We start from the raw sequence: 24,438 nt of genomic DNA, 5'->3' as shown, positions 1-24,438 counted from the left end.
TTTTTTTTCAAAAAGCTTCTATATTATAGTTTTCTCTCCGGCATTCATCTGTTTTCCGTCACAGAAAAGAAAGGGCAAGCTTGACTTGCCCCTACTTTCTGCACTGCAAGTTTTTTCAGGCAGACGGGCCTGACCCGGCGGCCGTTTTACCGGCTAGCCATTCTTGCGGGCTTGACCCGCACTGCTGCAAGCACGGATTAATTATTACAAACCGTCTTTTGTTTCACGGGTGATTTCTTACTATTTGTTTCCAAAAATTTTCAGGCCCCCGGCCTGTCAACCTAACTAGCGTTTTAAACCGTAAAAACGGTTTTGCCGAAGGCAAAATTGGCGCAAAAGTTGCGGTGGCGTAAAGCCACGAAAAGCAACTTTTGTGACAAAGTTTTTATCGGTTTTGAAAACCATGTTATGCTTTTTTACGCTTTCAAGAAACCGTAAGAATATACTTGCGGTTTCAATTTTTCAGTCAGCTCATTATATGCATTTTCAAAAGCTTCAAAACTGATTGGAATATTTTCTCCAAGTTCATTGTAAGCCTTTATTGCAAACCTTATCTGATACCAACCTACATCGGCTCTGTTTAATTTATATTTATCACGGATTTCATGATTAAAGTCCGTTTCAAAATATTTTTGCCAGATTTTCTTACCTTCGTCTAGTACATTTTGAGCTTCTTTTGAAAATGTTTTATCCTGCATATATTGAACCATAAAATCACTTTCAAAACGGTCATTTGCATTTACTTCTGTTTCTGTAAATGGAATAAAATGGTTTACAATACTCCATTTTTGATTATTCCATTCCAAGTCATTAGCACTCGCGGTTAGATTACATCCAGCAAACAACATCCAAATTAAACAGTCATTTTTAAATTCATCTGATAGTTCCTTTTCAGGTTTTAAGAATTGATCAACATCATTTTTCCAAACATGAGGGATTATTTTTCTAACAGTTAATTCAACAGCAACTTTTTCTAGATTCTCATAAACAACATAAAATCCATGTCCGCCATTAAAACCTGATGAGAATAATGCAGTTCGAGATTCTGCTTGTTGTGTATCATTGCTATTACACCAGAAGTACCCCAAGGCTCCGTCTGCCCATTTTGTTCCTCTTAAATCTTTTGTTGCTGTTGCCGGGAGTATTGCATTCTTTAATGGAATACAGTTTTCTTTATTAGGTTTAACTCGGTCAATCCAATTTATTAATAATTCATTTTCTTTTGCATTATAAAAAGTTTTTTGTCCAATTGGATTAGAATCTTTATCCAACAATTCACAGGAAACTTCTTTTATTACTGTTGAAGATTTAGAATTTTGTTTCCAAATTAAAAACCCTATTGGAAAATCACCTCGAAGACCTTCGAAAGATTTCGAATGAACAGCAAATCCATTTAGAAACTCTGCACTCCAAGTATTTCTAAAAACATCTAAAGTCTGTGCTGTAACATATTTCATTTTTGAGAACATTGCTAATGTTGCGTTTGGAATTTCTTCAAAAATACGTGTTACAAATTGTAAGAACAACTCATTGCTAGCTTTTCCCCATTTTTTCATTCCAAATTCAGCCCAATGGGTTAATTTAATACCAGTTTTGCTTGCATCAATGCCTGTTCCTTTTCTTGCATTATCAGAACTTGTTGCTTCTCCGTATGGCGGATTAATCAACACCAATATTTTCTTCTTACCAGCTTTTGAATCAGCAATTATTTTCTGTAAACTCTGTGGAATTTTATTCGTAAGTGAATAGTCTATTTTTCCATCATCCGTAATGTCATCATTTAAATAATCATATTGAAATCTTTGTGCAGCGACACATGTTTTAGCGGCTTTCATTACATCTACATCTGCCTGGTCAAGCGTACTCATATAAATGTTTCTTGCATTAGAATGCTTTGTTTCTAGGTTTCCAACACCACAGCACATATCCCAAACAATGTATTCTTTTTGCCAACCATCGCCTAAAGTTTTATTTAAAAGTTCATAGGCTTTATCGACGACATTAAGCGGAGTATAGTATGCACCTTTAAAACTTCGTTCGTCATACGGAATTAGTGTATCTCGCCTTTCAAGCAAATAATTTCTATATTCTTCTTTTGGCGGACGGTCAAAAATTGCCCAAAATTTTCTATACCCCTCAACACTTCCTAGTTCATAGAGTTTTCCATTCAATGAAAATACAGGTTTTGTTCCTTTATGCAAAAGTTCCGCGGGAAGATTTTCATGAGTGCTGACCGTTCCGTCATTCATTGTGTCGGCATAGAATAAAAGAGCATAATCTTCTGGCGCGACTCCTTTTATTTCTTTACCTATCATATCGACCCATTTATCAAATACCTGTTTCAAATTGTCGGGTGTAATTTGAGTTCGAATGATTTCGCCTTTTTCGATTGCGTTATGTACAGCTTCTATAAATTCTTTTTCATTGAATTTTATATTGTAGGAAACAAAATGAGTTCCAATGAATTGACTTACTTTATCAAGTGCATCTTGGGTTACATCGCTTGCAGATTTTCCCCATTTTATTTTTATGGATTTATCTTTTAAAAGTGGAAGGGCAATATCTGTTTTCATTAATGCAGCTTTTACGCTGTCGATTACACATAAAAATGGAGGAATATATTCTCCATGTTCCAAAGCGTAATTTACATAAAACAGAAGTTGCGTAAACATTGCATAAGTTGTATTTTTTGAACCAACTTTTGCTTCAAACCATACTTCTTTTGTCTGTATATCAATTAGATTCTTTTGATAACCTTTTAATTTTAAAGCTTTAATGTACAAGTCTTTTACATCTTCTTCAGATGAGACTTTTTGTAATTCTTCATATAAGGACATTTCTGTTTCCAAAAAGTTAGTTTTTGGAGAATTTTGAAATGCCCTAATTTTTTATATTTCTATAAAACTACCAGCCCAGTGGGCTGTGAGCATAACAACTGGTTGTACCGCAGCGGGCTCGCCCCGCTGTCGGCTACGAACCTTTGTTACACGATTTTCTTTCTAATAGATTACAAAATCTATTCTATATTTTTTGAGAAGCAAACGCTTCTAATTTATTATTATTTAAAGCAGCGTAAAGCCGATTACAACCGCTTCTTCGTCCAAGCCATAAAGTTTAATTATATTTTCCTCTCTGTGCTTGACTCAGAGAGGAAAATAAACACCTGAGTATTAAAAACCCATCAAACTTCCTTTTTGAAATATCCATTCGGGAGTTTCCAAAACAGTATCTTCTATATAGTACCATGGGCTTATATTCTCATAGCTTTTTAATATATGAAATTCTTGCGACGGCATATAACTTTGTCCAAGCAGCATTATCTTTTTTCCTGTAGATTTATCAATGGCAATATCCAACACAAGAACTACATGTCCAGGACTTCCACCATAAATAAAGAAATCACCAATTTCTATATTTGAAATATCTTTCTTTTTTGCTTCCTGGGATAAAGAATAAGTTCCTGCATAACTGTAAATAAACCTTAGATATTCTTCAAAAACATCTCGGCCAAAACCTTTTTTATAACCGCTTTCCCATTGTGTCTTATTGCCGGAAACAATTACACGCTCGCCATTCGCAAATTTTTCAAAAGGAACAAGCATGCCATTTGTAATATGAAATTGAATTTCTGAATATCGTTTTTGATTATATAAGTATTCTGCCCTTAGTTTTATAACAGCATCAGCACATTGAATTAAATCAACATTCAGAAGTGGCATATTAAAAACAGAAATATGTACATTATTTCTTTTTGTCTGTCCATTATACATTAGAACAGGACTTCCATACTCTTTTAATGGAAACTTACGCAAAAATGCGCCGAATGAATTTTCTGAAATTTCAACTCTTTCATAGTTTTTTGGAGGAAGAAAACGCTCTAAAATATTTTTTCCAGATTGATTTATTTGCTGCGAAAAAATTAAAGATGCTGAAAATATAATTAAAACTGCAATAAATATTTTTTTCATTTCCTTTTCTCGCGCCCCAGTGCGGGCGTCCGTGTAACAACGCACTTAAACCGTGCCGTGCTTGACACGGCATCGGCTTTGAAGTGCATGTTATGTGATATTATTTCATTACTGCACCAAGTTTATTAAATCAAAATACATAAGTTGCGTTGGATTCTCATCTTTCTTCACAAGGAAGTCAAATCCATTCTTTTCATAAAATGGAACTGCAGCATTGTACGCATCAACAGTAATAAAACGGCAGCCTGTCTTATTATCTTCCAAAAAATAGAGTTTTATAAAATCGATTATATTTGTACCGACTCCAGTTCCTTGTAAATTTTTAGAAATTCCAAGCCTTCCGATTTTTACAGACGGATAGCTTCGTAAATACTTTTCCTTATTGAAGTTTTTCTTTTTAAATTTATTGAACTGATTGTTTGATGCGAAATCTGTAACCGCAATTTTGTCATTTGATAGTGTAAAATACGCTAAAACTTTGTCAGTTTTGCCTTTTTCGACAACGACATACGGCATTGCAATCAACTGCTTTTTATAAATCTGAACTTCATTCTTTATAAAGTCATTCAAATCTTCATCGCCACAGTCAAATTCATCTGTCGGTATGTCGCTTTCAAATTTCTGAATGTCGTAATGCTCAAAGAAGTCCAAAATCACTTTGCAATCGCTCCAACTCTCTGAGCCAAGCGAGTTTTTCTTGCAGTTTCGCCTCTCTCAAGACTTGCCAAAACTGACTTGTAATGAGAATACATAACTGCATACTGTTCTGGTGTTACGGTGCATTTTGCATTACGCATTTTTTCTTCAAAACGCTTGCCGTCTTCGCCGAACAAAATAGGTGTTTCCCGAATTGGTCTAGCCATAGTAAGCCTCCTTGTTTTTAATATAGCACTTTTTAACAAAAAAATCTATATCGCAAACTGTATTAGTAAATCGTCTAACTGCTGTCAAACATAAGTATTATCTCGTTGAGTAAAATATGGAACAGCTAAGTTTCTTTGCCATACTTCACTCATCTATATCTCCAAAAAACCATTTTTTATCAAAAAAATAATTAATTTCTGCTATACAAGTATCATTATATTTATTCCCTTTATAAAATGACGTAAACGAGATATTTGTTCCTCTACATGATATAAATTGATACGACAATTTATTATCTTCTAATTCAAAATAATTTTCGATCTGCTTAATTCTATTATTAGCATTGTATAATTCATTAGATTGAGCATAACCATTGATAATTCCCATTTTATCTACAACCTGTCCAAGCCAAACATCTACTTTCATCAAATCATCTTCCGTATTCTCGACATAGCTTGTTTCAGGATTACCATCAAAGGCGTTCTGTATGCTGTATTTGAGCGGGCATTTGGCGTCAAAAAGACAGTCTGAGGCTTGAATGTCAATGCTGTCTTTGCTCGCGTCTGTGATGCTTTCGTCAATGTGGTATTTTGAAAACCAGGTGCGGTTGTATGCGGCAATCTGATTCTTGCAAGTGTAGTAGTCGATTTTCACTTTGTTTTCATCCAGCTTGCTTCTGTCCACCACGAATCCAACGCTTACTTCCGTAACAAAGAACCCGATTTCACTTTTATTGAGAGTCTTTATCATCAAATCATTAAATGTAACCCCCTCCGTTTTTCCCTGTGTTGCCCACTTATCCGCATAGGGAAAAAGTCCTATCTTTTGGAGAGCGTTCGTTTTTGTCTTTATGAACACAATTTGGAAAACAGTGTTTTCGCTTAAATTTTCATCCGCCGTTATCGTCTTGCTTTTGTATTCGGCTGTATAAGCCGCTTCCAGCGGGCTTTCGCTTACAAGAAGCCTGTAGAACTGCAAGCCACAGTCCGTCTCCGCAAAGACCTGATAATGCAGTTCCGAAAGCGGCTTCTGCCTGATGTGGTAGTTGTCTATTGCCGAGACCGCTTTTATTGCCGCCTCTCTCTCCATAAACGCCCGCTCCTCCGCTTCCGAAAGCCGCGTGAGTTTCTGATAACTGTTCGGCATGATGTTTTTGAGTTCGGGGGCTTGGGAAAACGCGGCTTGCATAATGCAAAGCAAAATTGTGATAAGCGATAGTGTTTTTTCCATATATGAATTCTCCGTGTGTGATTTTATCAGAAAAACGGCGGAATGTATCTGCCGTCAAAGCACGAGACATCATACTCAGCCTTTATCGTCTTTTCCGTGCCACCGTCAAACTGATATATGCAGGTCAGGGTGAAAGTGATGCCCTGCTTTTTCCCGCTGCCGAAAATCTTCTGGAAGTTTATCTTGGGTAATCCTTTGCTTCCCTGCCGCGGGCGCATATATATGCCCTGCGTAAAGTAAAATTCGCCGTTGCTGAGCCACTCATCTTTGTTCGTGTGCTTGTCAATTGCCTCAACACTCACGACCTTTTCAGGAATTGCAAGGGATATATCCTTCAGTACTTGATATTCCTTTCCGCCGTAGGTAACCCACATCTTCTTTATGAGGATGCCCGAATATGCCTTGCGTGTAAAAACATCAAGGTATATCCGATACTTGAAATTATTCCCCGCTCGTCTGAAAGTGAACAGCAGTTCCTGCCCATACTCACTTCCATTTGCGAACCTTTTTTTTATCGAGAGCGGCGGCTGATTTTTCTGCTTAATATCATATACAATTTTTGGATAAAGAATTCCAGCAAAAAAGCCTTCTGCGGACAAATCCGTACAAGATGAAATTATAAGCAGAATTATAAAGATGATGCTGATTCTTCTCATATTTTCTATAATAATACCGCAAAAAACTATTTCATGCGGCTCAGTGAGCCGTCCACATAACAAATATTCTCCGTATCCACGGTAAACAGTTTATACTGCAAAAATGTCAGTGTAAGCTGAACCGCAAATAACTTAAATCCAATAATAACATGCTTTTATGCTTTGTCGCAATATTTTACACGGGTACGCGTAAAATCAAAGCCTGTCCAAGGGACTCAGTACTCCGCCGGCACCGCGGTTCAATACATGAGTGTAAATCATGGTGGTGCTTACGTCGCTGTGGCCGAGGAGCTCCTGAATCGTGCGGATGTCGTAGCCTGATTCAAGCAGGTGAGTAGCAAATGAATGACGGAATGTGTGGCAACTTGCATTTTTGTTAATACCGGCTTCAAGAATCGCATTTTTTACGGCGCGCTGGACCAAAGATTCATCAATATGAAATCTTCCTTCTTCTTTTGTCAGTTCGTTTTTCCAGCGGTTTTTCTGCGGAAAGAGCCACTGCCATTTTAATTCGTTACAACCGTGCGGATATTTTGCTCCGAGAGCTTCTGGCATAGCGACTTTGCCCCAGCCTTCTGCCAAGTCTTTTTCGTGAAGTTTTTTCACAAGTTCTATTTGAGCTTTGAGTTCTGGAATCAGCTTTTGAGGAAGCATTACGTGACGGTCTTTATCGCCTTTTCCGTGGCGAACGATAATTTCGTTTCTGTCAAAATCCAAGTCCAAGATTCTTAAAGAAAGTGTCTCGTTGAGCCTAAGTCCTGTTCCGTAAAGGAGTTTTGCAATCAGTTTTTTTGTTCCAGTCAAGTTGTTTATGACTTTTACGACTTCTTCTCGGCTAAAAACCACGGGAATCCGAACTTTTTTCTTTGCATGGATTACGGAAGACAAAGTTTCGACGGGCGTATTTTTTACGAACCGAAAGTAAAACAGCAGGGCTGCCAAAGCTTGATTTTGCGTGGAGGAACTTACATTTTTCTTTAGAGCAAGACTTTTCAAGTATTCATTTATTTTCTGATTCTCACTGCCGCTTTCTATTTTTTCATTTTCGGAAAGAAAATTCCGAACCCATTTTTTGTAGCGTTCTATCGTGCAGATTGAATAATGACGGACTTTTAACGCGGAATCAAGTTTGTTCAATTCAGAATCTAAAAAACTTTCCGGTTTTGGAAGACTATACGATTCATCTTCAAAATTAAAAAGATTAGTTCCATAGATATTTTCAAGCAATAAATTCATTGCATTTTGATTGGACGGAACGAGCCAAATTTTTTGTTCATTATTCCATATTCGATTCGGCACAGTTCGAACGGCATTCAGAATCGTGTCGTTAAATTTTTCAGGAAAACTGACAGAAAAATATTTTTCATTGAAAGGTTTTATAAAAACAGTCATTTTTGTACCTCTTGCGCTTCAAAGATTTATGAATCAAAAACATCACACGAAATCCATTCGTTCAACACACTTCTTTATCGGTCACTCAACTTTGGACGATTAAAAGCGATTTTGAAGAGTTTTCAATCAATCTATAAATCACGGTGCAAGAGGAAAATTGACGGGCCTACGGTGACCCCCGTCGCAGGCAATGCTGCTCGAAAAGGTATAGCTTATTGATTTTCAGAACGGCTTGCAAGAACCTTCTTTCCAAAGTTGTAAGTTTTTGAAGCGCGCAATTCTGCTGCAATATTCTGATATGAAGCAACAGCAAATGTTGCCCCGCCATAAACATAAGAGTTCAGACCTGTCGCTGTTGGGTTGCATTTCTCCCATTCAGAAGATGCATTTTTTTTCATGTAAACCAGACAACCGTCTACACCGCTTGGGGCTGTCCAATCTACCGTGTAAGAAACTCTACCGCAGGTCATCCCCGCGGCAGTTCAGTTACTCGCCCCGCCAGCCCTTAATCCGCAGCCTTAAAGTTGTAAATCGGTTTTATAACTTTTACAATCTCGGCTGTCGGTCCGATGTTTGCCACAATGTCGTCCATTGTTTTGTATGCCATGGGAGCTTCGTCAATCGTGTCCAAATTTACTGTGGACGACCAGATTCCGCTCATTTCAGCTTTGAATTCTTCCATGCTCAACTCTTTTCTTGCCTTAACACGGCTCATAACACGACCGGCACCATGCGGAGCAGAACAATTCCAGTCCTCGTTGCCTTTGCCGACGCAGATTAACGAGCCGTCCCGCATGTTGATTGGAATTAAGAGTTTTTCGCCTTTTTGGGCACTCACCGCGCCCTTCCGCAAAATCATATTTTCCGTGTCGATGTAGTTATGAATCGTTGTGAATTGGTCGATTATGTCCTCTTTCTTTAAGCGAAGCCCAATGGAAATCGTCTGAATCATCGCCTTACGGTTCAGCATCGCAAAATGCTGCATGATTCTCATGTCGTTGATGTAGTCGTCAAAAAGTTCGCCGCTCACGTAAGCCAAATCTTTTGGAATATTCGTCAAAATCTGGGAGTTTAATTCTTCAAGCCGAGCCTGAATCTCCTGCTCTTTGCCTTCAGCTTTCAACGTTTCGATTAAGTGTCTTTTGTCAGCATCGCAGTTTCCGTTAAGCTGCTTCCAAGCCATCTTCTGATAGTAATCGGCGATTTCAAGTCCCGCATGGCGGCTTCCCGAATGCACGACGATATACAAGTTGCCTTCGTCGTCACGGTCAGCTTCAATAAAATGATTTCCGCCGCCGAGCGTTCCAAGACTAAGGCGCGCCCGACTTTTGTTAAAATTGCCTTTTATGCTGTTCCACTCAACCTGACTTACAAACTCGTGCGGAAACTTACGGATTTTAAATCCCGACGGAATATTCTTACGGATGATTTTATCAAGTTTTGCTCCGTCAAAAGTCTCGCTCACTTCGCTATCAGCTTTGATGCACAAAGTTTCCATTCCGCAGCCAATATCAACTCCAACAAGATTCGGAACAATCTTGTCCTTGATTGTCATCGTCGTTCCAATCGTACAGCCCGCCCCGGCATGAACGTCCGGCATCAAACGGATTTTTGCCCCAGAAGTAAATTCCTGGTCGCACAAAGTCCTAATCTGTTCAAGAGAAGTTTCATCAACAACATCCGTAAAAACTTTCGCTTCGTTAAATTTTCCTGTAACTGTCTGCATTTTGCGACCTCCTTGTAAAACAAGATTCTCGCGTCACCGCCGTGACGCATTCATAGCACAGAGCAATAAAGTGCTGGAAGAATCTTTATGAGTTTTACTTTATCAAGGAACGATTCTCCAATCACGGAAAATTTGGTGCGAAAAAAAATAATGCGTGAGCTATTCAGAAGAGGCTTTTGATTCCAGAAGTGCGGCAATTCCTTTTGCGAGCCGTTTTAATGGCTCATCAAAATGTCCGCCTTTATTCAATTCAAAATAAACTCTTTCAGCATTGCAGTCATTTTTTAATATTTCAATCTGATTTCGCGTTCTTTCCCCAACTTTTGCCATAACCTGGTTTTTTGTTTTTTCTTCACGGTCTCCAAGGCTCATATAGATTCTTGACGGGGATTTTAGTTTATGAAGAGACACGAATTCATCCCATTTTTCAAACCAAAGTGATGAAGAGCAACAGACTGCTCCAGAAAATTGGCTAGATTCATATAAGGCCCAGAGTGAAAAAAGTCCGGCAAGGGAATATCCTGCAAGATAAATTTTACTTCCATCAAATTTAGATTTTATATCGGGTAAAAACTCTTTTTCGAGAAATTTTAAAGTCTCGCTCCCCTTCCCTTCAAAATTTTCTTTTCCAAAAACAGCGGGAGCAGCCCAAGGGGAGAATTGAGAATTCCAATCAAAAACATCAAATACTGCTAACGAAAAATCCTTGTCGGTCAGAGCAGTAACTTCCTCAAAAAGACTTTTAGCACTTTCTTCATGTGAACCGTCTTTTCCCCAAATGAAAACGGGCGCATTTGTATATTTTTGAGTTGAAAATACATTCATTGATTAACCCGAAATTGTAATTTCATTTATTTACGAAAAACTACAAAAAGTAAGTCTTCATAATGCCTTTTCCTTTTACATCGATTTCTGAATTCTTGCTGTAGTGGTAAAGGTTTGAAGTCTGAGCTTTTGTTGTTTCTGTCACGTGGATTCGCATTGGAAGGCCAGTGCTCTCCATTCGGCTTGCAACGTTAACAGTGTCGCCCCAAATGTCGTAAATGAATTTTGTTTTTCCGATTACGCCTGCAACGACAGGACCTGAATTTATTCCGAGTCTAATCAAAAGTTTTACAGGAGAAGTTTCGTTAAAAGAACGAACGTCGTTCAAAAGACCTTTTGCAAAACGCAGCATTTTAAAAGCTCCGTCATTATAATGCTCTTGCGTAAGACCGGTTGCAGCCATGTAAGCATCGCCAATTGTTTTGATTTTCTCGATTCCTTCACGTTTTGCGCGTTCGTCAAACATAGAGAACATTTTGTTAAGCATAGTGACAACTTCTTCGGCAGTCATTACGCCACTTATCTTTGTGAATCCTACAATATCGGTAAAAAGCACCGTAACATTCGGATATTCTTTCGCTATCGTTCTGTCAGGGTGAGCTGTAAGCTCTTTTGCAATTTCTTTTGGCAAAATGTTCAAAAGCAGACTTTCAGAACGATTCTTTTCTTCTTCAAGTTCTTTCGTGCGTTCTTTTACAGTGCTTTCAAGTTTTTTGTTTTCTTCTTCAACACGAATAAGTTTTCCTTCAAAAAGCGTAATCGTCACTGAAATGATAAAAATAACAAAAAGCAGAGCAAGAAAAATATCAAAAAGAATATTTGTAAGAGGCTTCAATACGCTTGAATACGTAAAAACAATTTTTTGCGAAAGCGGCTGATAATCATGCGGAGCGTACATAATACAGCCAAATCCTAGAGTCTTTAACGGCGTAATCGTATAAAAATCTTCACCGTGAATATTTTCGGCATCGCCTTCATGCGGTTTCTTAACATTCAATTTGCCATCCGAAAGCAAGAAAGTTCCGTTCCACGGCCCCGGATCAACTGAACAACCGTTCGGAACAAAAATCGAGAACTTCCAGTCGGTGACGATTGTGCTTTTCATGTTGTTAAAAATAATACCGTCGTACTGCGCGCCCGTTCGGTCCGGGTCAGCCTCGTCAACCCAATGTTTGTCTGCGTTCCGCACAAAAGTTACGCAAAGCGACTTAGAAGAATCATTTACTGAATAAGGCTCGTCGATTGTCAAAGTCTTTTCAGGAAGCGATATTCCTTTGATTGAAACAATTACAAGAACAAAAAGAATTCCCGCCAAACTTACGGAAAGAGTCTGCCAAAAATGATTTCTTACAACCCTTTTTTGCGAATCTGTTAATACGACTTCTGTTTTATAGACCGGAGTGAGAATTGAAGATGTGTTGACACCCGAATAAAATTCAAGTTCCATCAATTTGATAGAAGAATAAAAAAGATGCAACGCGCCAAGTCCAAGCGAAATATTTATCCACGGAAAACCGTAATTAATAAGAATCAAAACAACGCTAACCACCGGAAAGCCAAAATAAAGCAAAAGCGAAACAAACACATTCGTTGCAAGTTTTTTTCTGTTTTGCAGCAACATTGTGAATAGAATAAGCTCTGGTAAAATTCCTAAAACAACGCTTAACGGATAAAAAGTGCTTCTGTGATAAAGATTGTTTTCGTCAAAATAATAGAAAAGATCCGTAAATTGACTTACGACAGTAACAAAAATTCCGAGAAAAGTAAAAAAAAGGACTATAAAAAGCTGAATAGGAATTCCATTTTTTATAGAAGCTTTTGGATGCAAAAAAAGTGACAAATTTAAGCGAGTCTGCTTTATGAACTCGCAAATATAAAAACAAAAGAAAAGCGGCAGTGACGCATTGCAGATAAAAACAAAAAAATTGCAGAGACGAACCATGTAATAGCCCGCCATGCCGGTGTTTCCTCGATAAAAATAAGCAAGCGCATCCGAAAGAAGCAAAAATCCAGTAAAAAATTCAATAAAAATGAGCGTTCGTCTGCTGTTCTGTCTGAAAGAATGTCCTGAGCACAAAAAAGCCCCTGCCTGAAAGCAAAAGACAGAAAGAAAAGCAAGAGATGAAATACTTATAATTCGTGTAAAATCAGGCACCTGACAAAACCCCTGACAAAAAAGTTACATTCATTATAATGATAATTAGGGAAATTTAAAGAAAAAAATTCACAAGCAGTGCAATTGTCCACAAATCAACGGGTATGCCGAATAAAAATCAAATATGAACCCAAAACAAACTCGAACGGATGGCAAATTTCTCTAAAATCTTAGTGTTTTCATTCCTTTTTCATCAATTCAATCTGCCTTAAAATGCGGTCTTTTACCAATTCCACGAAGCTTTGCGGCTCAATGACTTTTATCATGGGGCCAAAACTCAGAACGCGAATTACAAGTTCGGTTTCGTCACGAAAATCGTAATTTAAGGTAAGGTGATACACATCCTCGCTCAGTTGCACGGCAGTTTTTTCAAAATGTGCAAAGGCGAGCATTACGCGTTCAAGAGCCTTTCTGTCATCGTAGATTTCAAGGGCCACGCTGGCTCTTTTGCTGTACGGTAAGCTAGCTTCAGCTCCGCCAGCCGAAGTGGAATCATCTACAATCGAGCAACGGACTATTCTTGCAATATTCAGGATTGAATAACGGCTTCGCACTTTAGAAATGATTCTGAATTTGTCGTCTTTTTGTGAATATTCAATTTTGAACGGTTTTAGGCAAAATCGGTTCGTTTGGCCGAGACGGCCCGTGTATTCAACGCTCAGAGTTTTTTTCTGATGAATTGCATTTAATATCGTTCTAAAGTTCTCCCGATATTCTAGCTCGTCGTACGGGTCGCCGTCTGAATATCTATCGTACAAGCAAAAATCTTTTTCGCTAAAAAGTGGCTCTACGCTGCAAAGCTCGGACTCAAGACGAGCGAGAGTTTCGTCATTTACAAAAAGTCTGATTTTTTTGTCGGCGCAAATTGCTTTTAGCCAGCGTTTTTGCAGAATCGAAAGTGGCATTGTTGGAGGATTTTTTATATTCGTTGTGTAATCTTTTTTTATGAGCGGCCATTTTTCACTTTCGAGGCTTGTGCCGATTGTCATTACGCTTTCCGGAAATGCCGATTTTTTTACAATCTCGTAAAGCGAGTCTGAATCAAGTTTTTCTTTTTGAGCACAGGCGATTATTGCGGAAACCGTGTTGTAATATGCGCTGTAGATTTCACTGAATAACATTGTTCTCCTCATTGTTTAGGGAATCTGCCTCTGGAAAATATAAATTTTTCATCTTGCGGATGTCGGCGTAAAATCGGCGGGTGATTCCGATGTCGGCACACTGAAAATCCGAAATGCGGCAGATAAAAGTTCTTGCCCAGGGAATTATTTCCATTGCGTCAAAAATATCCGCGTCAAACTGGGCTGTGTTTTCGTCGAGCAAACTCACTTTTCCGCAGCGTTTCTCCCGCAAAAGCCGCTGATAAATAAACTTTTCGTCATCATCAAAATGAACTTTAAAACTAACGTGCGTCGTCGCAGTGTCATTGTGTCTTTTGTTCTGCTTTAGAGCCACGCCCCAAATGTGCTTCCGAAGATTCTCAAATTCTGCGCGCTTCTGCTCAAAGCCTTCATAAAATTCGCCCACTTTCATCGAAACAATGTAATCGAACCGAAGAGCCAAAAAATATTTTCCGTGCGGACGATAGGCCATCAAATACATTCTTCCGTCCTGCGTGCTCTGATAAATCATAAGCGGAACGACTTCGTTTTTTATTGTTCTTATGCTTTTTGTCTTTTTTTGTTCTATTACAATGTAGCGGTGTTCACGAATCGCCGCAAAAACAAGCGCGACAAAATCAGATTCAATCGAAGACGTAATGTAGTGATGCTTGAACTGAAAAACCTCGCTCTCTTTCTGAATCTCGAAAGGCAATTTGTCATACAAGAAATTTCCAACCACGCCGCAGCACGCGTTTTCCGAAAAGAAGGACAAAGCATCTTCCATGCCAGACAAATCAGTTTCAGGATTCCGAAAGTAAAGCATGGTCTTGCCGATTTTTTCTGAGCAAATCAAGCCAAGTTCTTCGTATTCTTTAAGTTTTTTTCTGACAGTAGATTCTTCTGGCATCGCATTTGAAGAAAAATCATTAAGATAGACAGAATTTATTTCATCAAGAATCTGATTCAAAGTCTTTTTAATAGGAGATGCTGAATCAAGTTCAGCATGACGACTATCTGATTCAGCAGGATTTTTCTTACCGGCAGAAAGAATGTCCATCAGCATAAAATGCAGGGAAATATCCATTGCGGTAAAGGATTTTGCCTTAAAGATTTTGTACAGAGGATTATGGGCGGTATGCCGACTGTCTATCGAAAGAAAAGTCACCTTGCCGTTCTCGTTCTGGCGAAAAGCCATGTAACCGTCAAGATAATTTTCTAGCCGACGTTTTTCGTCATCATAGGTGCGGCTGCTTTTGCCTAAGAATTTATCCCGCGTCTTGAATCCATAAATGTAAAAACTGCGGATGTAAGTTCTGAGAGTGTCAAGATTTTTAAGCAATTCCGAATACGCCATTTTCTGTCCTCAAAGTAAAATAATTATAGCACAAAATTAGTCAAAATCTTCTATATTATTGGCCAACTCGCTGTCGCGCTCAGAAAAACCGATTTCCCTAAGATAAAGCTCCTTGCCCGCGTTGTCAAAACACCAAGTAAAAGAGTCGCCCTTGCATTTTGGGCAGATGGTCAAGTACTTTTTCTTGAATAATCCTTTAACAACATTCTTCGGAATTACACGCCGACCGCACTTTTGGCAATACGCCTGTTCATAAAAATCTTCGGGCAAGTCCAAATCATAAAAAATCTTAAAAAGCTCAAAACGCCGCAAAACATACGCTTCCGCATTCTCCCGCGTAAGCGTGTATCGCTGGTCAATAAGCACTGTATCATCATACAAGAAGTCAATCTCGTAAGACAAATCCAACCATTCTTGAAAAATCTTTTTTTGTGTCTGACAATACAGTTTTTCCAAATCGTAAACCGCGTCAAAAGCAGAAAGTTTTCCAGCTTTTACACCATCAAACAGGTAGCAGATGTAAAAATAGTCGGCCTTGCTTTTCTCGATTTTAATTTTCAGTTCGTCAAGAACACGCTCAAAATAGTGGCGCGCATCGTCCTTTTCAGACTCCGAAAGCCCCGCAAGAATAAAAATATTCTCACTGTCTATTTTGTTCTCCAAAAGGTAAAACGCAAAATCGATGTACTCACTCACCTTCTCGCGCACAACGTCAGCTGCATAACATTTATTCGCTCTGTATGTCAATTCGTCATGATTCATTTTGCCAAAACCTCCTTACTCAAAATCCTCTTTATTAATTACTACAGGATAACTGTCATACTGCCTGCAACCTGGAGTTGGAATTAGAGCCGAACGCTTTATAACATTGTTTCCGTCCTTGCTTTTGTGAGCTGAATCGTTCGCAACAAACTCATCAACATAATCTGACAAAGAAAATCCTGTGGACACGGCTTCATCAATCACGGCTTTCAGAAAATTATTTGGATTGAAAGTCAGACATTTCTTTCGAACCAGTGTGTGATAACCTCCGCTTGTTTTGATAATCGCAAAGTTTCCACGCCCAAAAAGCTTTTCCCCAGCCATGTGCAGTGCGCCATAAGATTTTTCAAATACATCCGAAACGCGGAATTCCTTTTTGATGTCCATATCAAAATCAAGCCAGATTCGTCGGCTTGTGTGAGAAGCATGACAGCTTTTCATGTGCTCAAAAACCTTCGGCATTTTTACAAGATGATCCTGAATTCCTGGCTGAGAACCACGCAAAATCGCAGAAGTCAGATTTTTTCGCTCCTTGTTGTAATGCTCAAAAGTGTCTTCAATGCAGTCGATTTCGTTCGTCGGATTCACAACAGAATAAACTACCAGCGCATGTTCCGGGTAAGGAACGCCCGCAGTCGTCAAAAGAGAACGTTTATCGCAGTTATAGGCATAAAACGCTTGCCGATAAATATCAAAATTCCAGTCCTGATTTAAGCCACCTCTGCAGCGAATCAGTTCTTCCCGCATCATTTCACCACGAGAGCCGACTTTTGTATAATCGCGTTCTGCATCTGTCAATTTTTTACCGCGACAGGCAAGCGTTATCATATAAGATTCATAAGCAAGCGGTTTTTCGATACTGTGCTCAAAAAACCAGCGGAGTTCATCTTCGTTAAGAACCATGTTGTAATATTCAGCCATTTAATTTCTCCCATTAAAAATGGAACCTTCCCTGCGGTCGCACTCATTTACGCCCGCTTGAACGATACTCTGAAATAATTCGTCCAGCTTTTTCCAAGTAAAGACTTGTTTTTCTAAATCTGAACTTTCTCCAGCAAGAATCGCCATTTGAATATCAATAAAATTTTCCAGAGATAAATTTCGTTTTCCACTCGCCTTTTCAGAAGCTGATGATTTCTTTTTATGCAAGTCATTCAGAAGCTCTTCAAAACTCTTTTCAGCAAAATCATCCAATCCCTGAGAAAGTCTCTCTTTTTCTGCCGAAACAAGCTTCGCATACTCTGTTGGGGCAGGACTTTCGTTATAGAAAACCCATGAAGCCGCAAGAACAGCCCTCAAGATATAAAAATATTTCTTATAGGTTACAGTCTCGCCCGTAAGAGATTTTCTCATCGTGGACTTTGCAAGACCAAGATAATGATGAATCATGCTTCGTTTGCAGACATAATCATTCATCAAAGCCTTAACTTTTTCCCAATCGTCAGAAGTTTTGTAAACAATTGGCGAATTAGCCCATTCAAAAATCACGGGATTAGATTTGAAAAGCTGCTTAAAGAACTTCTTCAAATCCCAGCCGTTAATGTCGTAGATTTCATTAAGCTCTGCATCAATAAAGTCTGGAAGCTCTTTCACCCGCAGATAATCCTGAGCCGGTCGCACAAAGATGAAACGCACATCATAATCTGAATCTGGACTAGCAAATCCCCATGCCCGGCTTCCGCTCTCGCAGGCATAAATAATGCGGACGTTCTCGCGCTCTTCAATTTGAGATAATTTTTCTTTTATGGACTGTGCAATGTCTTTTTCGCTCATAAGTTTCATCTCAACGACCTCAAACTGATTATACATTTACGAGCGGGCGCATATCACGGAAAATTTGGTGCGAAGAATGACAGTTGTTTGCTAGTGTCGCTGCAAGAAGACAAGAACTCAGCCCCAGCTTTTCCGGCTATGCTGATTACAGTTGATTCGAAATCTGGCGATATTCTCACGATAGAAAGCACTGCAAGCAGAGAAAAAGAATAGATGGAATATACGGAATTGATTAATACGATTGCAAGCCACCACCGAACGCGGACAATGCTGCACAGGGGAGGCTTTACATGCGGAACAGGAAATACAAACGGCGGGGAAAATTACTCCATAAACACAGCCTTCACAGTTTCAGAAAGTTCCGCATACATCTTATAAGTCGCCAAATCTGTCAAAGCTGCGACAATCGACTCATAATACCACTTGATATTTTCTTTTGGCGCGTTGAACCGCTTCCAGAGATTTTCGCCAATCACCTGAAAATCTGCGTACATGCTCTTGATGTTAGACAGTTTATCCGCGCAGCAAACGAGTTTTGTTTCCAAAGAATCATTTTTTAGGCAGTCAATTGTGTGTTGCTTTCGTTCTTTCCAAGATTTCGATTTGTCTTCGCTTTCGGTCTGAACGAGTTCTAAAATCTCTTTTCCGAATTTTTGCTCAATTTCGGCAGGAGTCGTGTCGGTATCTTCAAGCGTGTCGTGCAAGATTCCTGCGATTATCACATTTTCGGGGCAACCGTTTTCAGTCAAAATCTGCATTACTTCCATTGGATGCACGATGTAAGGAATTTCAGTTCCTTTTCGTTTTTGGTCTCTGTGCTTGAGTGTTGCAAAGATGATTGTATCGTGAATTTTTAGGGAAAGTGCCATTTTATGTCCTCCTGAGTACAAATGATAGCATATTATGGGAAAGATTTCAGTTAAGCTGAGGGGGAAAAAGGCTGCAATTGAACGGGAACTTACTGATTTTTGCAAAAAATATAATTTTCCAATCAAAGACGTGCAGTTTTCATTTGAAGGGCTAAAATCCGAGCTTCAACTGGAACTTGCACAGAACATCAAAAAATCAGTCGTAACAAAATATGTGCTCGGAGCATTTTGTGCGGACACGCAATGGCAATTCTATCATTTTTCAAAACTGCAAAAGTGGGAAGGAATTTATCTTAACAAGGATTTTTTTGTCGTCCTCGCAAAATTCAGGAGTGACTTTGAGAAAATCAATTATTTTGAGTGGATAAAATACCTTGAAAGCATAAACAAAGAGGAAGATTCCTATATGCTTGCAAGCAAACTCGACCGTTCGACAGAACGCGAAAATTTGGATTCCTACCGCAAAGCACTTTTTGAGTTCGGTCAGACGACTTGTTTTTACTGCGGAAAAAAACTTTCGGAAAACGCCGTTGATCATTTTATTCCGTGGAGTTTCGTAAAAGATGACAAATTATGGAACTTCGTTCTCGCCTGCCCATCGTGCAACTCAAAAAAGTCAGACAAACTGGCAACTCAAGCATTTCTTTCAAACATACGGCTCCGAAACGAAAAACTTGCGCAAATGAATCATCCTCTCGTAAAAAAAGAATTCAAAACTTATTCATTCACAAAACTCTCTCTTATGTACAGCAATGCAATTTTTAACGGATTCCAAAGCGGCTGGTCACCAGAAAAAATTCTTCCTCTAAAATCGTCATAATATTTGAATATCACAAACAATATGTTATTCTTTAGGAAATACCACGGAAGACTTTTCATGGAGGAAATTATGAAAAAACTTCTTTTAGGCGCAGTGATTTTTATTTCGGCATTTGCAGCTTTTTCCAAGGTTGGCGATAAAAAATACGTTGCAGTAAAGGAAACTCAGCTCAGGGACAAGGCTTCTGTGCTGGCAAAAAAATCTCTGGAAGTAAAATATGGTGAGCAGATTACGGTTATAAGGGAAGAAAAAAGTTGGGTTTTGGCAAAAACTAAAGAAGGAAAATCGGGCTGGATTCCAGAAAAAGCACTCACAAAAAAGAAGGTTATTTCAGATTCAACGGTGAGTGCAAACAGTCAAGAAATCGCACTTGCAGGTAAAGGATTCGGTGAAGAAGACGAGGAAACTTTCAAAAAAAGCAGCGATGCGAACTACAGTGCAGTTGATGCCATGGAAAGCAAAACCGTAACCGAAAAAGAAGTAAAAAATTTTCTAAAAGACGGAAATTTGAATCCTGAGTAATCAAAAAAAAGGAGTTTATAATGAAAAAGTCATTATTTTTTGCACTCACAGCATTATTTTTTACAGGAAGCATTTTTTCTCAGGATATAACGAACACTTTTGGCGACGGGATTCTTGAGGATTTTCATTCCAAACTAAGCGGCGAGAAGAAAGAGTTTGGAACAACAGAAAACTTGCTTAAAGGCAGTGAACAAATTTTTAATGCCGCAGAGGAAATTTCGCCGGAAGAAGAATACTATTTTGGCCGCGCCTTGGCCGCAAAATTCCTTACAAAATACGAAGTTTTGGACGCGCCTTTCGCACAGGCCTATCTGAATCTCATCGTGCACTCCCTTGCAGCTCATTCCGAGCGTCCGGTGCTATTCAAGGATTATTCCGTAGTGATTCTTGATTCCGATGAAATAAATGCCTTCGCAACGTGCGGCGGACATATAATGGTTACCCGCGGGCTTTTACGGTGCGCTTCAAGCGAAGACTCATTGGCAGCAGTTCTTGCACACGAATTGTCGCACATTCTTCTTCAGCACAGCGTCTCTTCAATCAAAGTGAACAGGATTCGAAACTCAGTCTCACAAATGCTAGACAAGGAAACTTTTGACAAAGATGTGGAAGACGTGCTCACAAACGGTTATTCCCACACCCAGGAATTCGAAGCCGACGCAAAGGCACTAGAACTTCTTTATGCGACTGGCTACAACGTGCAAGCAATGGACGAAATGCTTCTAGCCCTGGAAGAACACTCCGTTTCAGATGACGACTTGCTCGGATTCGGAAAAACACATCCAAATCCAAAAATCCGCCGTCAGTATCTTTCACAAAAATACAAAAAATTCACCCAGCCAAAAAAGTTCAAAGAAAACAAAGCCAGAAAAAAACGTTTTGAAGCATTCAAATCACAGCTGTAGAATCATTTTGGGAAGCTCGTAAAATCGGATTTTTTTGGGCTTCCCTCATGGATTTTTAATTTGACGCAGTGCATTTTTTGACAAAACTGTATTTTACATAAGATTTGTCAGGCTGCATTACAAAAATTTTTTTATCGGCAAACCAAATTGTATACGATTTTCCGCTTGAATCTGAACAGAAGCGGAGACTCATTCCTGTAATCGGAACGGAATCAAAGTCCTTTGCAGAAAGCTTTTTTTCAAATGAATAATGCTCATACTCCAAGGTTCCGTAAAATGTAGGATACAAAAACAAATCCTTGTTTCCTATAAAATACAAATCGTCATTGTCATCATCAGAAATTTGAGAATAACTCTGTTTATTCTGCACAAAAAATGAACTTATGCTTTCTTTTACACGAGCCTTATTTTTTGGCGGAGCCGCAAAAAGCTGAGCCACAGCGAGAAGTATAACTGCAAAAAAAATTTTTCTTTTTAAAACAAACATATTTTTTCCTCACAAAAAGATTAGTCATTATACACTTTTGTTATATCAAGTTAAAGTTTGATTCAATTGATTAAATTGATTTTTAGGTGCACAATGTTTCTATTGAAAAGAACAAAATTTTATCAGATTATTTCTAGAAAAAGGCTATTTTTTTACTATTAATTTTTGCTTAATTTTAATAAAATAATTTTCCATTATGAAAGTTACAGAAAAACTTGAAAAAGTTCTTCGTTCGTTTGAGCGTTATTATGATTTGAACAGGCAATCACCCACACCGCCATTCTCGGCGGAAGCGTCATTCAAGTCGTCTGAAGAGCAATACGTGCTCGTAAAATCCGCGCGTATCTCCGAAAGCGAATCGAATGAATATGTCTTCTTCTATGCCGCCGACCAAATCAACGCAGACTGTCTTTCTAAAATTGAACTTGCCGCATGGGAGACAGGACTTTCAAGAGTTCAGCCACACTTTAACCATCGAAATTCAGACGTAACACTTATCATCATTGCAAACCACTTAGACACAGAAATCCAAAGAAAAATAAAAAAAATCAATCATTTTAAATCCTATGCGTTCACCCTAAAAGGATGGAGCCGTTTTAGGATAATTGCAGCAGAACTTTCATCAAACCGATTTTTTTTTCAACCGATTCGGAAAGGAGCTAAAAAAAATTCTTGCAATTTAGGAATTATTCATGATTTTTCATTCGGAAAGCTAACACAGTTTTTCGATGTACACATGAATGTTTCTAAAAATAAAAAAAGTTTTCTCGAGGAGGAGAAACGTTATGACAGCATTATTGATTATCATTGCTGCGATTGTGATGCTTTTCGCCGGTTACGTTTTGTACGGCGGATGGCTCTCGAAACAGTGGGGAATCGACCCGGCAAAGAAAACTCCTGCAAACACGATGAAAGACGGAGTTGACTATGTTGAGGCAAAACCTGCCGTATTGATGGGACACCACTTTTCTTCAATTGCCGGTGCTGGTCCAATCAACGGTCCTATTATGGCTGCTGTGTTCGGATGGGTTCCTGTATTCTTGTGGTGTGTTATCGGAGGTATTTTCTTCGGTGGTCTTCAGGATTTTGGTTCGCTGTTCGCATCAATTCGTAACGAGGGAAAATCTGTTGGCGAAATCATCAAAGCGTCAATGGGAAAATTCTCAAAGAAGCTCTTTATCATTTTTGCGCTTCTTGTTCTGATTCTTGTAATCGCATCGTTCGTCAATATTGTTGCAGGAACTTTCTTTACCGCTGATGCGGGAGTTAGCGGGATTGTAAAAAATCCTAACGGAAATCAGACGACCGCAATGATTTCAATCTGCTTTATTGTCCTTGCAGTTCTTTACGGAATCATAACGAACTTGTTCGGAATCAAGACGCTCCCTGCCACGATTGCAGGAATCATCGCAATCACTGCAATTACGGTGTTCGGTCTTAACTACGGCCTTGCAATGGGAAGAACTTCTTGGATTGTCGTAATCGGTCTTTACATTGCTGTTGCTTCTATCATACCGGTTTGGATTATGCTCCAGCCACGAGATTATCTTTCTTCTTTCTTGCTTTATGCTATGATTCTTATTGCCCTCGCCGGAATCGTATTTGCTGCTATAACAGGCGGTGCGCGAGGACTAAATTTTAATCTTCCTGCATTCACCGGTTGGACTCAGGCAAGCGGATATATGTTCCCAACTTTGTTCATAACCGTAGCTTGCGGAGCTTGTTCTGGCTTTCACTCGTTGATTGCATCTGGAACGACTTCAAAACAGCTTGACGCGGAGCAGCACGCTCGCCCAATCGCATACGGTTCAATGCTCATCGAATCGGCTTTGGGAATCATTTCGCTCATTGCAGTAGGAATTGTAGTAGGTTCTGTTGCTGAACAGAAATTCCTTACGATAAATGACAAAGGTTTGTGGGCATTCGCAGGTTCACCGGCAAGCGTTTTCGGAAGCGGAATCGCGCTCATGTTCGGAACTCCTGACAGCCATATTTACAAAACGATAAGCGCTCTTTTGACTCTTGCAGTTTCTGTCTTTGCTCTTACTTCTTTGGATTCTGCAACACGATTGAGCCGATTTATGTTCTCTGAGCTTTTCTTGAAGGAAGACGAAGCGACTTGGAAAGACGCAAAATCTCCTGTAAGAAAACTCCTTGCAAATCCGCTCTTTGGAACCACATTGATGGTTGTAACTGGCTGTATCCTCGGAGGTCTCCAGCTTACTGCAATTTGGTCACTTTTCGGTGCTGCAAACCAGCTTCTCGCAGGAATCGCTCTCATGGCTGTTGCCGCATGGCTCGGAAACGTTGGAAAAAACAACAAGATGTTCTTTATTCCGATGGCGTTCATGCTTTGCGCAACTTTGGCACAGCTCGTAATTACAGTTATCAAGGAAGTTAAAAAAGTGATTGCGAACACAGCAGTTTGGGGAGACTACTTTCAGATTGTATTCGCTTTTGCAATGGCTATTCTTGCAATCGTTCTCGTAATCGAAGGAATTAGAACCTTCACAAAACAGAGCAAAAAGAACGGTCTAAAAGTACCGCTCGTAGCAATGTGCGACTAATAAATAAGGGTGCTTCGAACAACTTCAGTTTTTCGAAGTGCCCATAAACTGGCAAGTGTAAAAAACTTGCCAGCACATTTCGTCCCCCCCTACAAACTCACCCACCAGAGCGCAAGTTTTTCATCAGAAAATCTTGCGGGAAACGCTAAAGCTAAACCCAAATTCTCAAAGCTAGTTCACCGCGTTTCGCCCCACGGACAGTAATTTTAACCAAGCTCTCACCCAAAGTTGCGAGCTACGCGCGAGCAACAAGACTGCACACACAAAAGCGCGGCCTTCCTTGCCGCCGCGTTTTGTGGACACCTGCAAACTCACCCACCCAAGCGCAAGTTTTTCGTCTGAAAAACTCGCGGGTAACGCTAAAACCGACTCGAATCTTAAAAACTAATTTGCAGCGTTACGCCCTTCACCGAACAATATTTTTGGAAAACTTCTCCAAAAGTTGCGAGCTACGCGCGAG

Annotated in this window: 23 protein-coding genes; 5 read left to right on the top strand and 18 right to left on the bottom strand. The window is 39.3% G+C overall.

Going from position 1 to position 24,438, the window contains the following annotated elements:
* Window positions 1-416: 416 nt before the first annotated feature.
* The 17 genes from JI65_RS13630 to JI65_RS13550 form a co-directional block, all read right to left on the bottom strand.
* Window positions 417-2,837, bottom strand: coding sequence for a hypothetical protein (locus JI65_RS13630; protein WP_191017621.1), 2,421 nt, complete (start codon window positions 2,835-2,837; stop codon window positions 417-419).
* A gap of 333 nt (window positions 2,838-3,170) precedes the next feature.
* The gene (locus tag JI65_RS13625) at window positions 3,171-3,968 is read right to left on the bottom strand and encodes a DUF4846 domain-containing protein (RefSeq protein WP_191017619.1); all 798 of its coding nucleotides are present in this window, start codon (window positions 3,966-3,968) and stop codon (window positions 3,171-3,173) included.
* 108 nt (window positions 3,969-4,076) lie between these two features.
* Complete coding sequence (locus tag JI65_RS13620) at window positions 4,077-4,625, bottom strand: GNAT family N-acetyltransferase (RefSeq protein WP_191017617.1); 549 nt, start codon at window positions 4,623-4,625, stop codon at window positions 4,077-4,079.
* Window positions 4,622-4,831, bottom strand: a complete 210-nt coding sequence (locus tag JI65_RS13615) for a hypothetical protein (protein WP_191017622.1) — start codon at window positions 4,829-4,831, stop codon at window positions 4,622-4,624. Before JI65_RS13615 ends, JI65_RS13620 begins: the two co-directional genes overlap by 4 nt.
* 145 nt (window positions 4,832-4,976) lie before the next feature.
* A complete protein-coding gene (locus JI65_RS13610; RefSeq protein ID WP_191017615.1) occupies window positions 4,977-6,062 on the bottom strand; it encodes an NADase-type glycan-binding domain-containing protein in 1,086 nt (361 codons plus the stop codon).
* Between the two features lie 26 nt (window positions 6,063-6,088).
* Window positions 6,089-6,661: a hypothetical protein gene (locus JI65_RS13605; RefSeq protein WP_191017614.1), complete on the bottom strand. Its 573-nt coding sequence runs from the start codon at window positions 6,659-6,661 to the stop codon at window positions 6,089-6,091.
* A 252-nt stretch (window positions 6,662-6,913) separates the two neighbouring features.
* On the bottom strand, window positions 6,914-8,110 hold the full coding sequence (locus tag JI65_RS13600; RefSeq protein ID WP_191017612.1) for an integron integrase: 1,197 nt from the start codon (window positions 8,108-8,110) through the stop codon (window positions 6,914-6,916).
* 212 nt (window positions 8,111-8,322) lie between these two features.
* Entirely contained in the window at window positions 8,323-8,580 is a 258-nt protein-coding gene (locus JI65_RS13595; protein WP_191017610.1) for a hypothetical protein, read from the bottom strand.
* Window positions 8,581-8,615: 35 nt separating this feature from the next.
* Complete coding sequence (locus JI65_RS13590; RefSeq protein ID WP_191017608.1) at window positions 8,616-9,836, bottom strand: RtcB family protein; 1,221 nt, start codon at window positions 9,834-9,836, stop codon at window positions 8,616-8,618.
* Window positions 9,837-9,995: 159 nt separating this feature from the next.
* Entirely contained in the window at window positions 9,996-10,661 is a 666-nt protein-coding gene (locus tag JI65_RS13585; protein ID WP_191017607.1) for an alpha/beta hydrolase, read from the bottom strand.
* Between the two features lie 40 nt (window positions 10,662-10,701).
* Complete coding sequence (locus JI65_RS13580; protein WP_191017605.1) at window positions 10,702-12,816, bottom strand: adenylate/guanylate cyclase domain-containing protein; 2,115 nt, start codon at window positions 12,814-12,816, stop codon at window positions 10,702-10,704.
* 179 nt (window positions 12,817-12,995) lie between these two features.
* Window positions 12,996-13,937, bottom strand: a complete 942-nt coding sequence (locus JI65_RS13575; protein ID WP_191017603.1) for a WYL domain-containing protein — start codon at window positions 13,935-13,937, stop codon at window positions 12,996-12,998.
* Complete coding sequence (locus JI65_RS13570) at window positions 13,924-15,273, bottom strand: WYL domain-containing protein (RefSeq protein ID WP_191017601.1); 1,350 nt, start codon at window positions 15,271-15,273, stop codon at window positions 13,924-13,926. Before JI65_RS13570 ends, JI65_RS13575 begins: the two co-directional genes overlap by 14 nt.
* A 36-nt stretch (window positions 15,274-15,309) precedes the next feature.
* Window positions 15,310-16,035 carry a hypothetical protein gene (locus JI65_RS13565; protein WP_191017599.1) on the bottom strand — a complete coding sequence of 242 codons (726 nt, stop codon included), beginning with the start codon at window positions 16,033-16,035 and terminating at the stop codon, window positions 15,310-15,312.
* A 15-nt stretch (window positions 16,036-16,050) separates the two neighbouring features.
* On the bottom strand, window positions 16,051-16,956 hold the full coding sequence (locus JI65_RS13560; RefSeq protein ID WP_191017598.1) for a hypothetical protein: 906 nt from the start codon (window positions 16,954-16,956) through the stop codon (window positions 16,051-16,053).
* Window positions 16,957-17,844 (bottom strand): nucleotidyltransferase domain-containing protein, encoded by an 888-nt coding sequence (locus tag JI65_RS13555; RefSeq protein WP_191017597.1) that lies wholly within the window; start codon window positions 17,842-17,844, stop codon window positions 16,957-16,959.
* 287 nt (window positions 17,845-18,131) lie between these two features.
* Window positions 18,132-18,677, bottom strand: coding sequence for an HD domain-containing protein (locus tag JI65_RS13550; RefSeq protein ID WP_191017596.1), 546 nt, complete (start codon window positions 18,675-18,677; stop codon window positions 18,132-18,134).
* A 34-nt stretch (window positions 18,678-18,711) separates the two neighbouring features.
* Here JI65_RS13550 and JI65_RS13545 point away from each other — a divergent pair, with 34 nt between their 5' ends.
* The 3 genes from JI65_RS13545 to JI65_RS13535 all read left to right on the top strand — a co-directional run bounded on the left by JI65_RS13545 (window position 18,712) and on the right by JI65_RS13535 (window position 20,924).
* Entirely contained in the window at window positions 18,712-19,497 is a 786-nt protein-coding gene (locus tag JI65_RS13545; protein WP_191017595.1) for an HNH endonuclease domain-containing protein, read from the top strand.
* 69 nt (window positions 19,498-19,566) lie between these two features.
* Window positions 19,567-20,019, top strand: a complete 453-nt coding sequence (locus JI65_RS13540) for an SH3 domain-containing protein (RefSeq protein ID WP_191017594.1) — start codon at window positions 19,567-19,569, stop codon at window positions 20,017-20,019.
* 20 nt (window positions 20,020-20,039) lie between these two features.
* Window positions 20,040-20,924 carry a M48 family metallopeptidase gene (locus tag JI65_RS13535; RefSeq protein ID WP_191017593.1) on the top strand — a complete coding sequence of 295 codons (885 nt, stop codon included), beginning with the start codon at window positions 20,040-20,042 and terminating at the stop codon, window positions 20,922-20,924.
* A gap of 55 nt (window positions 20,925-20,979) precedes the next feature.
* Here the strand turns inward: JI65_RS13535 and JI65_RS13530 are convergent, their stop codons facing one another.
* On the bottom strand, window positions 20,980-21,411 hold the full coding sequence (locus JI65_RS13530) for a hypothetical protein (protein WP_191017591.1): 432 nt from the start codon (window positions 21,409-21,411) through the stop codon (window positions 20,980-20,982).
* A 196-nt stretch (window positions 21,412-21,607) separates the two neighbouring features.
* Between JI65_RS13530 and JI65_RS17455 the strand changes: the two genes are divergently transcribed.
* Both JI65_RS17455 and JI65_RS13525 read left to right on the top strand, forming a co-directional pair.
* Window positions 21,608-22,336 (top strand): DUF8052 family protein, encoded by a 729-nt coding sequence (locus JI65_RS17455; RefSeq protein ID WP_242457253.1) that lies wholly within the window; start codon window positions 21,608-21,610, stop codon window positions 22,334-22,336.
* Entirely contained in the window at window positions 22,233-23,978 is a 1,746-nt protein-coding gene (locus JI65_RS13525) for a carbon starvation CstA family protein (RefSeq protein ID WP_242457254.1), read from the top strand. The genes JI65_RS17455 and JI65_RS13525 overlap by 104 nt, the downstream gene beginning before the upstream one ends.
* The last annotated feature ends 460 nt before the right edge of the window (window positions 23,979-24,438 follow it).

This window comes from Treponema zioleckii (assembly GCF_014737315.1).
In the GTDB taxonomy this organism is placed as follows: Bacteria; Spirochaetota; Spirochaetia; order Treponematales; family Treponemataceae; genus Treponema_D; species Treponema_D zioleckii.
Note: the sequence above shows the minus strand (reverse complement) of the source record. Positions and strands in the feature narration are given on the sequence as shown.

What these genes read in the sequence shown, in the direction of transcription:
- JI65_RS13590 (WP_191017608.1), bottom strand. Translation starts at nt 9,836, where the DNA reads ATGCAGACAGTTACAGGAAAATTTAACGAAGCGAAAGTTTTTACGGAT.
- JI65_RS13530 (WP_191017591.1), bottom strand. Translation starts at nt 21,411, where the DNA reads ATGTTTGTTTTAAAAAGAAAAATTTTTTTTGCAGTTATACTTCTCGCT.
- JI65_RS13560 (WP_191017598.1), bottom strand. Translation starts at nt 16,956, where the DNA reads ATGGCTGAATATTACAACATGGTTCTTAACGAAGATGAACTCCGCTGG.
- JI65_RS13575 (WP_191017603.1), bottom strand. Translation starts at nt 13,937, where the DNA reads ATGTTATTCAGTGAAATCTACAGCGCATATTACAACACGGTTTCCGCA.
- JI65_RS13565 (WP_191017599.1), bottom strand. Translation starts at nt 16,035, where the DNA reads ATGAATCATGACGAATTGACATACAGAGCGAATAAATGTTATGCAGCT.
- JI65_RS13615 (WP_191017622.1), bottom strand. Translation starts at nt 4,831, where the DNA reads ATGGCTAGACCAATTCGGGAAACACCTATTTTGTTCGGCGAAGACGGC.
- JI65_RS13535 (WP_191017593.1), top strand. Translation starts at nt 20,040, where the DNA reads ATGAAAAAGTCATTATTTTTTGCACTCACAGCATTATTTTTTACAGGA.
- JI65_RS13555 (WP_191017597.1), bottom strand. Translation starts at nt 17,844, where the DNA reads ATGTATAATCAGTTTGAGGTCGTTGAGATGAAACTTATGAGCGAAAAA.
- JI65_RS13610 (WP_191017615.1), bottom strand. Translation starts at nt 6,062, where the DNA reads ATGGAAAAAACACTATCGCTTATCACAATTTTGCTTTGCATTATGCAA.
- JI65_RS13525 (WP_242457254.1), top strand. Translation starts at nt 22,233, where the DNA reads ATGCTTTTCGCCGGTTACGTTTTGTACGGCGGATGGCTCTCGAAACAG.
- JI65_RS13540 (WP_191017594.1), top strand. Translation starts at nt 19,567, where the DNA reads ATGAAAAAACTTCTTTTAGGCGCAGTGATTTTTATTTCGGCATTTGCA.
- JI65_RS17455 (WP_242457253.1), top strand. Translation starts at nt 21,608, where the DNA reads ATGAAAGTTACAGAAAAACTTGAAAAAGTTCTTCGTTCGTTTGAGCGT.
- JI65_RS13630 (WP_191017621.1), bottom strand. Translation starts at nt 2,837, where the DNA reads ATGTCCTTATATGAAGAATTACAAAAAGTCTCATCTGAAGAAGATGTA.
- JI65_RS13625 (WP_191017619.1), bottom strand. Translation starts at nt 3,968, where the DNA reads ATGAAAAAAATATTTATTGCAGTTTTAATTATATTTTCAGCATCTTTA.
- JI65_RS13600 (WP_191017612.1), bottom strand. Translation starts at nt 8,110, where the DNA reads ATGACTGTTTTTATAAAACCTTTCAATGAAAAATATTTTTCTGTCAGT.
- JI65_RS13570 (WP_191017601.1), bottom strand. Translation starts at nt 15,273, where the DNA reads ATGGCGTATTCGGAATTGCTTAAAAATCTTGACACTCTCAGAACTTAC.
- JI65_RS13595 (WP_191017610.1), bottom strand. Translation starts at nt 8,580, where the DNA reads ATGACCTGCGGTAGAGTTTCTTACACGGTAGATTGGACAGCCCCAAGC.
- JI65_RS13550 (WP_191017596.1), bottom strand. Translation starts at nt 18,677, where the DNA reads ATGGCACTTTCCCTAAAAATTCACGATACAATCATCTTTGCAACACTC.
- JI65_RS13585 (WP_191017607.1), bottom strand. Translation starts at nt 10,661, where the DNA reads ATGAATGTATTTTCAACTCAAAAATATACAAATGCGCCCGTTTTCATT.
- JI65_RS13545 (WP_191017595.1), top strand. Translation starts at nt 18,712, where the DNA reads ATGGGAAAGATTTCAGTTAAGCTGAGGGGGAAAAAGGCTGCAATTGAA.